Below are 8,962 nucleotides of genomic sequence, written 5' to 3'. Positions count from 1 at the left end.
GCGAGGCGGTCGAGGCCGGGCAGACCGTGGCCACCATCGAGGCGATGAAGATGGAAGCCGCGATCACCACCCCCACCGCCGGCACCGTGGCGCGTGTCGCCCTGACCACCGCCACCCAGGTCGAAGGTGGCGACCTCCTGGCCATCATCGGTTGACCCGGACAAGCCGGGTTCCGATGGACGTGTCCGGGTTGCCGACGACCCTCAGTAGTCCAAAGTCAGGATTCTGCCTGCGGTGAAGGAGAAGAATCCGTTGCGGTCGGCCAGCTGGACGCCCGGTGCCAGATCGGCGGCGGACTTCCCGGCGGCTTCCAGGCAACCGGGGCAGGCCATCAGCGTCACCCCGCTGTCGAGGAGTGCGGCGATCTGGGTCTTGGACGAGGGAAAAGCCCCGAACGTCAGGTCGGGTGAGTCGGCGAGAACCACCTGCACACCGTCGATGTCGAAGTAGACCAGAACGTCGTGGTCCTGGGACATCATCTTGGCCATGTTCAGGCCCATGAGCACCCGATGCGGGTCTTCGGGTCCGCGGCTGATGTGAATGAACACGCCGTCACGGACGGTTTCGGCGCTTGATACCGGCGCCGCCGCCAGGGCGGCAATCAGCGTGACCAGAAACGCCGCGGCATACCGCGCGATGAACTTCACGACTGGCTCCTTTTCGGGGAGGTGAGCAGCCCGACCCAGTTCGCATGTCGGGTTACCCGGGTGCGAAGCTGCGTCGGAGGGTCACTCATCACAGTCGTTCCGACGGCCACGTGGGTTCCCGCAGGTGGTCAACCGGGTCTCTGCCCGGCCTGATCAGGCCGGGCAGAGATCGGTCGTCAGGCTCGGACCTCCTTGGCCGCGTCCACCATGTTCCGCAGCGACCGGGTTACCTCGTCGGCCTTGCGGGTCTTGAGGCCGCAGTCCGGATTGACCCAGAGGCGCTCTGCCGGAATGGCTTTGAGGGCGTTCTGCAGCGAGGCCGCCATCTCGGGTGTCGTCGGTACCCGCGGGGAGTGGATGTCGTAGACGCCGGGGCCGACACTGTTGGAGAACCCGATGGCGTTGAGGTCGCCAAGCACCTCCATGTGGGAGCGGGCGGCCTCGATGGAGGTCACGTCGGCGTCGAGGTCGGCGATCGCCCCGATCACCTCCCCGAACTCCGAGTAGCACAGGTGGGTGTGAATCTGGGTGGCGTCGCCGACACCCGACGTGGCCAGGCGGAAGGCGCCCACCGCCCAGTCCAGGTAGGGCTGTTTGTCCTTGGAGCGGAGGGGAAGCAGCTCCCGCAGGGCGGGCTCGTCGACCTGGATGATCGCGATGCCCGCGGACTCCAGGTCCACGGTCTCGTCGCGGATCGCCAGTGCCACCTGGTTTGCGGTTTCGGCCAGGGGCTGGTCATCACGGACGAATGACCACGCCAGAATCGTGACCGGACCGGTGAGCATGCCCTTCACCGGCTTGTCGGTCAGGGACTGGGCGTAGGTGATCCAGTCGACGGTCATCGGCCTGGGTCGCACCACGTCACCGAACAGGATCGGCGGCCGCACGCACCGGGTCCCGTAGGACTGCACCCACCCGTTGTGGGTGGTGAAGAACCCCTCCAGCTGCTCGGCGAAGTACTGCACCATGTCGTTGCGTTCGGGCTCGCCGTGGACGAGCACATCCAGGCCCAACTCCTCCTGCAGACGGATGACGTCGGCGATCTCGGACCTCATCTGCTTCTCGTAGGCGTCCTGGTCGATCTCCCCGGCGCGAAGCGCCGCCCTGGCCTTGCGGATCGCCGTTGTCTGCGGGTACGAGCCGATCGTGGTGGTCGGCAGCACCGGCAGGTGCAGGCGCTCGTTCTGCGCCCGGCGGCGCTCCGCGGCCGGGCCGCGATGCACTCCCGCGGCCAACACCGTCTGGAGCCGCGCGCGGATCCGATCCACGTGCAGCCGGGGATCACTCTTGCGGGACTTCACCGCCAGATTCGACGCCTCGACCTCGGCTTCGATCGCCCCGCGACCCTCTCGCAGGCCGGTGGCGAGAGTGGCGACTTCGAGCACCTTCTCGGACCCGAACGCCAGCCAACTGCGCAACGCGTCGTCCAGCTCGTCCTCCGGATCCAGGGAGTACGGAACATGCAGCGTGGAGCAGGAGGTGGAGACCGCGAGAGAGCCCACCGAGCCCAGCAGCGAGGCGAGGGTGGCCAGCGCGGCCTCCAGATCGGTGCGCCAGATATTGCGGCCATCGACCACGCCGGCGACAACGAGCTTGTCGTTCAGTTCGGGAACCGCGGCGACGGCCCGGGCACTAGTGGCGACCAGGTCGACGCCGATGGCTTCGACCGGGGTGCGGGCCAGGGCGGGAAGTGCCTGGTCGAGCTCGCCGAAGTAGGTGGCCACCAGGATCGCGGGACGGTCGGTCGCGCCGGCCAGCGAGGCGTAGACCCGGCCGGCCAGCTCGGCCGCGTCGTCGAGGACATCGGTGACCAGGATCGGCTCGTCGAGCTGCACCCACTGCGCGCCGGCCACGGCCAGCCGTCGCAGCAGTTCGGCGTAGAGCGGCACGATCTCATCGAGCCGTTCGATGGGTGCCCCTGCGCCGTCGACAGCCTTGCTCAGCGCCAGGAAGGTGATCGGGCCGATCAGCACCGGCCGGGCCGGAACACCCAGCTGCCGGGCCTCGGCGAGTTCGGCCAGCACCTTGTCGGGGTGCAGCGAGAAAGTGGTGTCCGGTCCGATCTCGGGCACGAGGTAGTGGTAGTTGGTGTCGAACCACTTGGTCATCTCCAGGGGCGGGATGTCGGCGGTGCCGCGGGCCGCCGCGAAGTACCGGTCGAGGTCGTCCTCGACGGCGGCCACCCGGGGTGGCAGCGCGCCCAGCATGACGGCGGTGTCGAGGACTTGGTCGTAGTAGGAGAACGTGTTGACCGGGACCGAGTCCAGCCCTGCCGCAGCAAGTTCCGACAGCGAGGTGCGCCGTAGGTCGGTGGCGAGGCTGTCCAGTTCGTCGCGTCCCAGTGTGCCGGCCCAGTACTTCTCGGTCGCGCGTTTGAGCTCGCGGTGTGGACCGATCCGCGGCGCTCCGAGAATGGTGGCGGTGATCGGGGTCGATGTCATGCGTGTCCTTCAGGTACGACGGAATGCTCGTCGCCGTTGAGGACGTCGCAGCCAACGATGACGTGCCGTCGAGCGCCGGCGTCCACCGTTCGCGGCCATCCGCCCAATCCACGAGGCGACGCGCGTCGGACGCGGCGCGTCCGACACAGCGGGCAGGTCTTCGGACTCACAGGCGCGCACCTGCCGGTGCCCCTACTGGCCGTCGCTTCCCAGCCGCAGATGTCCCGCGGACCAGTGCCTTTGACGGCGGTCGTTCCTGCATACCGCTGCGGGACAGTCCCGGACTCTCACCGGGTTCCCTCTCGCGGCGCACCTGAACCAGCGTCCGCCGCTCGACGCCGCCGACACCGTTGTGCCGACCGCGAACCAGCTGCGACGATCAGCGTACTCCAGTGGCGGTCGGTGACGTACCGGCCCGGGGAGGAGTCGTCAGCGCTGGGTGGAGGCGGGCCGCCGTGCCCGGCGTCGGTTGCCGCGGGCGGAGGAGCCGTTACCGGCGACATGAGTGTGGGAGCCGTTACCGGCGACATGAGTGTGGGAGCCGTTACCGGCGACGTGAGTGTGGGAGCCGTTACCGGCGACGTGAGTGTGGGAGCCGTTGCCGGCGACGTGAGTGTGGGAGCCGTTACCGGCGACGTGTGCCGGCGATCCGGCCGCGTGCGCCGTCGCGGTGCCGCCGGAGCGACCGGATCCGGGACGCCGGCGTCGGCTGTTCGCCGGCTTGCGTGCGGGATCGGCGGGCTGCGCGCTCTTCTGCGGTGCCGGGGCCTGGTAGGGGGCCGGGGGCCCGACCAGTGCATGCACGGCGTCGGACTCCGCGGTCACCTGCTGAGGTGCGACGGTGATGGAGGCCTTGCGCATCAGTGACTGCGTGTCACGGCGCTGGTCGGGCAGCACGATGGTGACGACGTCGCCGGCGGCGCCGGCGCGGGCCGTCCGTCCGGAGCGATGCAGATACGCCTTGTGTTCGGCGGGCGGGTCGACGTGCACCACCAGTTCGATCTCGTCGACATGCACCCCGCGCGCGGCGATGTCGGTGGCCACCAGCACCCGGGCCTCACCGGCGGCGAAGGCCGCCAGGTTCCGCTCGCGTGCGGGCTGGGAGAGATTGCCGTGCAGGTCCACCGACGGAATGCCCGCCTGTGTGAGCTGGCGGGCCAGCTTCCGGGCGTGATGTTTGGTGCGCAGGAACAGAATCCGGCGGCCCTGCCCGCCGGCCAGCCGGTGCACCAGTTGCTTCTTGTCCTCGGTGCCGCCGACCAGGAACACGTGGTGGGTCATGCGCGACGGCGCGGCCGCCTCCCGCTCCTCGGCCGAATGCGTCACGGGATCGGACAGGAATCGGCGCACCAGCGAATCGATGGCGTTGTCCAGGGTCGCCGAGAACAGCAGCCGTTGACCGCCGCTCGGGGTGGCGGTCAGGATCCGGACGACGCCGGGCAGGAATCCCAGATCGGCGAGGTGGTCGGCCTCGTCGATCACGGTGATCTGCACGGCGTCGAGGTGGATCAGGCCCTGGCGCATCAGGTCTTCGAGCCGGCCCGGGCAGGCCACCACGATGTCGACACCCGACCGCAGGTTCGCGGCCTGCTTGTTCTGTGACACCCCACCGAAGATCGTGGTGACCCGCAGGTCCCTGGCCTCGGCCAGCGGTGCGATGGTCGCGGCGATCTGTGTGGCCAGTTCCCGGGTCGGGGCCAGCACCAGGCCGCGCGGGCGGCCGGGTCGGCGCTGACCGGGCTGCAGGCGGGTGACCAGGGGCAGCGAGAAGGCCAGTGTCTTGCCGCTGCCGGTCTTGCCGCGCCCGAGAACGTCGCGGCCGGCCAGCGTGTCCGGCAGTGTCTGGGCCTGGATGGGGAAGGGGTTCGTCACGCCCTGGGAGGCGAGGACGTCGACGAGAGTCGGGTCGACTCCGAGGTCGGCGAAGGTGGTCGGTTCAGGCATGGTGAGGCGTCCTACAGCATCGGTGGTAGCGAGGTTGCCCGGTGGCAACATCGATCGCCGCGATACGAAGCTGTGCAGGCGCACCGGTCATCTGACTCGGCGTCCTCGGGGGACCGGCGCGAAGAGAATGACTGATCGATCACGACTCGTCGGTGGCGCGTAGCGCGCTCCGACAACGCCTTGAGCCTACAGCACGGCGTGGGCGTACCCACGAACCGGTGACCGGTGACGCGGGGGACCGTGACCGACGTCACCGGGACGCCATGAGGGGTGAAGAGCGCGTCGGGACGTGTGCGGTGCGTGCGGCAAGGGCTGTGTCAGCGGGATTCCAAGACCCTACTGCCAGGGGTCGAAACTGTTCACCCCGTCGATGCATCCCTGGTACATGTTGGACAGCTCGTCAGGGACGATATTCGCGACGCCGTCCGTGTCGATGACCAGATCGCGTTGGAGGACTGTCGACTTGTACCTCCACCCCTCGGGCAGACTGAGCCGATCACCCATCGTCGGCAGGTCCGCTTCGGTGAGGTCAGAAGCGATGTCGTTGGTATACGTCTGCATCACCCACGTCGTCTCCTGCGGAGACCGGAGCAGCTGCACCGGACAACCCGCCCCGAACTCGTACCTGCTGACACGGTGGATCTTGGTTGGCTGATAAGCCATCTCGGCCTGGCTGCGGTCCGCGGAGAAACCGGGCGGCATCGTCATCCTGGCCACCAGGTTGAATTCCAGGCCACCCAGGTCCCGGCGCTCACCGACGAGGCTGATGTTGAGCGCATCCATGACCCAGAACCGGCGCGCGTTCTTCCACACGACGTCTGATCCCGTAGCTTCGGCAAGCCGCACGACGTCGATTGCCTCGAATACGTCAGCCGGGCACCGGTTACACCCCGTGGTGTTATACACCAACGCCTCGTAGGTTTCGCCGACACGCTTGAGCAGAAACAACTCGCCCTGCGGGTAGTTCCGGGTGTTTTCGACACGCAACAGCGCTGCCATGGGGTGGACAGTAGCGTTCCGGAGACACCTTCTGGGTGCCGGGCTGGCGGCCCAGTCGAGCGCTCTGCGCCCGCTTTGCGTGAATGCGGTGTGCGGCCGGGGGGCCCTCACGATAATGGGGGTCGACGGGGTCGCCGTCCGATGCGGGGCGACGAGCAGGGGAGATGGGGATGAACGAGGACTTCCGGGGCGAGATCAAGCTCGACGTGCGGGACTCGACGGCGGACTGGTCGCCCTACGTGCTCACACGGGCGCCCGAGGGCGCCCCCAACGTGCTGGTGGTGCTCTACGACGACACCGGGATGGCGGCGTGGTCGCCCTACGGGGGGCGCATCGAGATGCCGGTGATGCAGCGGCTGGCCGACAACGGTCTGACCTACACACAGTGGCACACCACCGCTCTGTGTTCGCCCACGCGGTCGTGCTTCCTGACCGGGCGCAACCACCACGTGAACCGGTGCTCGGCGATCACCGAGGCGTCCAACGGCTTCCCGGGCGCGGCCGCGCGACTGCCGGCGGAATGCGCGACGATCGGGCAGGTACTGCAGGACAACGGATACAGCACCTTCTGGGTCGGTAAGAACCACAACGTCCCCGAGGAGGATGTGGCCAGCGGCGGCAGCCGGTCGGAATGGCCGCTGCAGAAGGGATTCGACCGCTTCTACGGCTTCCTCGGTGGTGAGACCAACAACTGGTATCCCGACCTGGTCGAGGACAACCGATTCATCGAGCAGCCGTACGGCCCGGAGGAGGGCTATCACCTGTCGAAGGATCTGGCCGACCAGGCGCTGCGGATGCTGCGCGACCAGAAGGCCACCAACCCGTCCAAACCCTGGTACCTGTGGTTCTGTCCGGGAGCCAACCACGCGCCGCACCACAGCCCCGCCGAGTACGCCGAGAAGTATCGCGGCATGTTCGACGACGGATATGAGGCCTACCGGGGCTGGGTGCTGGCCCGCATGGTCGAGAAGGGGATACTGCCCGAGGGCACCGACCTGACGCCGCTGAACCCGATGCCGGATGATGTTGCCGTCGAGGCTGATTCGGTGCGCCCGTGGGAGTCGCTCAACGACGACGAGAAGCGGCTCTTCGCGCGGATGGCCGAGGTGTTCGCGGGGTTCTCGGAGTACACCGACGCCCAGGTGGGCCGGATCGTCGACTACCTGGAGCAGACCGGTCAACTGGACAACACCCTCATCTTCTACTGCGCCGACAATGGGGCCTCCGGTGAAGGGTCGCCGAACGGTTCGGTCAACGAGAACAAGTTCTTCAACGGCTACCCCGACGAACTGTCGGAGAACCTGCAGTACCTGGACACCCTCGGCAGCCCCGACACCTACAACCATTACCCCACCGGCTGGGCGGTCGCGTTCTCCACACCCTTTCAGATGTTCAAACGCTACTCGCAGTTCTCCGGCGGCACCTGCGATCCGATGGTGATCCACTGGCCCGCCGGGATCAAGGCGAAAGGTGAAGTGCGCCAGCAGTATCACCACGCGACCGACGTGGTGGCCACCATCCTCGACGCCGTCGGTCTCCAGATGCCCGAGACCTACCGGGGCGTTCGGCAGCATCCGCTCAACGGCGTCTCGATGCGCTACAGCTTCGACGACGCGGCGGCGCCCACCACCAAGAAACGTCAGTACTACGCCATGCTCGGGACGCGGGGGATCTGGGAGAGTGGGTGGAAGGCCGCCGCGTTGCACGCCCCGCTGTCCGGTGCGGGCCATTTCGACCAGGACAGGTGGGAGCTCTACCACGTCGACGAGGACCGGGCGGAATCGAAGAACCTGGCTGCCGAACACCCAGAACGGCTCACGGCGCTCATCGACACCTGGTTCAGGGAGGCCGACGAGAACTTCGTGCTGCCACTCGATGATCGTTCGGCGACGGAACTGCTGACCACCGAGCGTCCGCAGTCCGAGCCGCCGCGGGACCGCTACGTGTACTACCCGGACACCGCACCCGTTCCGGAAGGTGTCGCGGTCAACATCCGCGGGCGCTCCTACAAGATCATCGCCGACGTCGATCTCACCGAGGACGCCCGGGGCGTGATCTTCGCCCACGGCTCACGCTTCGGAGGGCACGCGCTGTTCATCAAGGACCGCAGGTTGCACTACGTGTACAACTTCCTCGGTATCAAACCCGAGCAGGAGTTCGTCTCCGAGGAGCTCACCGCGGGCAGGCACACCCTGGGCGTGGAGTTCGTGCGGGACTCGGCGGGGGAGCACGGCGAGTCGCAGGGAACCACCACCCTCTACGTCGACGACAAGGCGGTGGCGAAGGAACCGATGCGCGCGCAGATCGGTAAGTTCACCCTCTCCGGTGACGGGCTGTGCGTCGGCTACGACAGCGGGGACAACGTTTCGGCGCACTACAAGAACCCGGGCAGGTTTTCCGGGGGGAGCATTCAGGGAGTCGCCGTCGACGTGAGCGACGAGGCCTATCCGGACCTGGAGAGGGAGGCTGCGGCGGCGTTGTCCCGGGACTGACGTGCACCGTGCCGGATGGTCGTGGCGGAGCTCCGCGCAGTCCGGGCGCCGTGGTTGCCGCGGGCCGATGGTCACTACCGGTCAACGGGTGTCCCGGGTGGGGGTCAGCACCAATGCCGATTGGCGGCCAGCGGTGCAGACTCCGGGTCCGCACCGGACAAGGGTGGTTCATAGCTCTTGCGGCCGATCGCACACCGTCGTCGCGGCAGGCCGACGAGGCAATCCCCGGCACACGAGCACGAGGACGGTGTCCACCATGACCACCAACGCGAATCGGCGAGTCCTACAGGCCCCGGCACCGGAAGACGAATTGGCGCGGTTCGAGCGTGACGCGATTCCGTTGTTGGATCAGCTCTACGGTGGTGCGTTGCGGATGACGCGCAATCCCGCCGATGCCGAGGACCTGTTGCAGGAGACGATGGTCAAGGCCTATGCCGGG

Annotated in this window: 6 protein-coding genes, 1 pseudogene and 1 riboswitch; of the genes and pseudogenes, 3 read left to right on the top strand and 4 right to left on the bottom strand. The window is 67.7% G+C overall.

Annotated elements, in window-relative coordinates; all coding sequences use genetic code 11:
* Window positions 1-155, top strand: a 155-nt coding sequence (locus CSR00_RS31885; RefSeq protein WP_141564517.1) for a biotin/lipoyl-containing protein, incomplete at its 5' end; no start/stop codon positions are given.
* A gap of 48 nt (window positions 156-203) precedes the next feature.
* Here the strand turns inward: CSR00_RS31885 and CSR00_RS28365 are convergent.
* The 4 genes from CSR00_RS28365 to CSR00_RS28350 all read right to left on the bottom strand — a co-directional run bounded on the left by CSR00_RS28365 (window position 204) and on the right by CSR00_RS28350 (window position 6,031).
* Complete coding sequence (locus CSR00_RS28365) at window positions 204-647, bottom strand: DsrE family protein (RefSeq protein ID WP_218014555.1); 444 nt, start codon at window positions 645-647, stop codon at window positions 204-206.
* A gap of 176 nt (window positions 648-823) precedes the next feature.
* Entirely contained in the window at window positions 824-3,088 is a 2,265-nt protein-coding gene (gene metE / locus CSR00_RS28360) for a 5-methyltetrahydropteroyltriglutamate--homocysteine S-methyltransferase (RefSeq protein ID WP_099025705.1), read from the bottom strand.
* Between the two features lie 154 nt (window positions 3,089-3,242).
* Window positions 3,243-3,389: riboswitch (cobalamin riboswitch) on the bottom strand.
* A gap of 128 nt (window positions 3,390-3,517) precedes the next feature.
* Window positions 3,518-5,032: a DEAD/DEAH box helicase gene (locus CSR00_RS28355; RefSeq protein ID WP_099025704.1), complete on the bottom strand. Its 1,515-nt coding sequence runs from the start codon at window positions 5,030-5,032 to the stop codon at window positions 3,518-3,520.
* 336 nt (window positions 5,033-5,368) lie between these two features.
* Complete coding sequence (locus CSR00_RS28350; protein WP_099025703.1) at window positions 5,369-6,031, bottom strand: hypothetical protein; 663 nt, start codon at window positions 6,029-6,031, stop codon at window positions 5,369-5,371.
* 179 nt (window positions 6,032-6,210) lie between these two features.
* Here CSR00_RS28350 and CSR00_RS28345 point away from each other — a divergent pair.
* Together CSR00_RS28345 and CSR00_RS28340 are read left to right on the top strand one after the other, a co-directional pair.
* Window positions 6,211-8,523, top strand: a pseudogene (locus tag CSR00_RS28345) (arylsulfatase); the annotation flags it as partial.
* 256 nt (window positions 8,524-8,779) lie between these two features.
* The coding region (locus CSR00_RS28340) for a sigma factor (RefSeq protein ID WP_281259768.1) at window positions 8,780-8,962 on the top strand (183 nt) is incomplete at its 3' end.

The organism is Mycolicibacterium palauense, assembly GCF_002592005.1.
GTDB classification, from domain to species: Bacteria; Actinomycetota; Actinomycetes; order Mycobacteriales; family Mycobacteriaceae; genus Mycobacterium; species Mycobacterium palauense.
The sequence above is the reverse complement of the archived record's forward strand: the minus strand, read 5'-3'. Positions and strand labels throughout refer to the sequence as shown.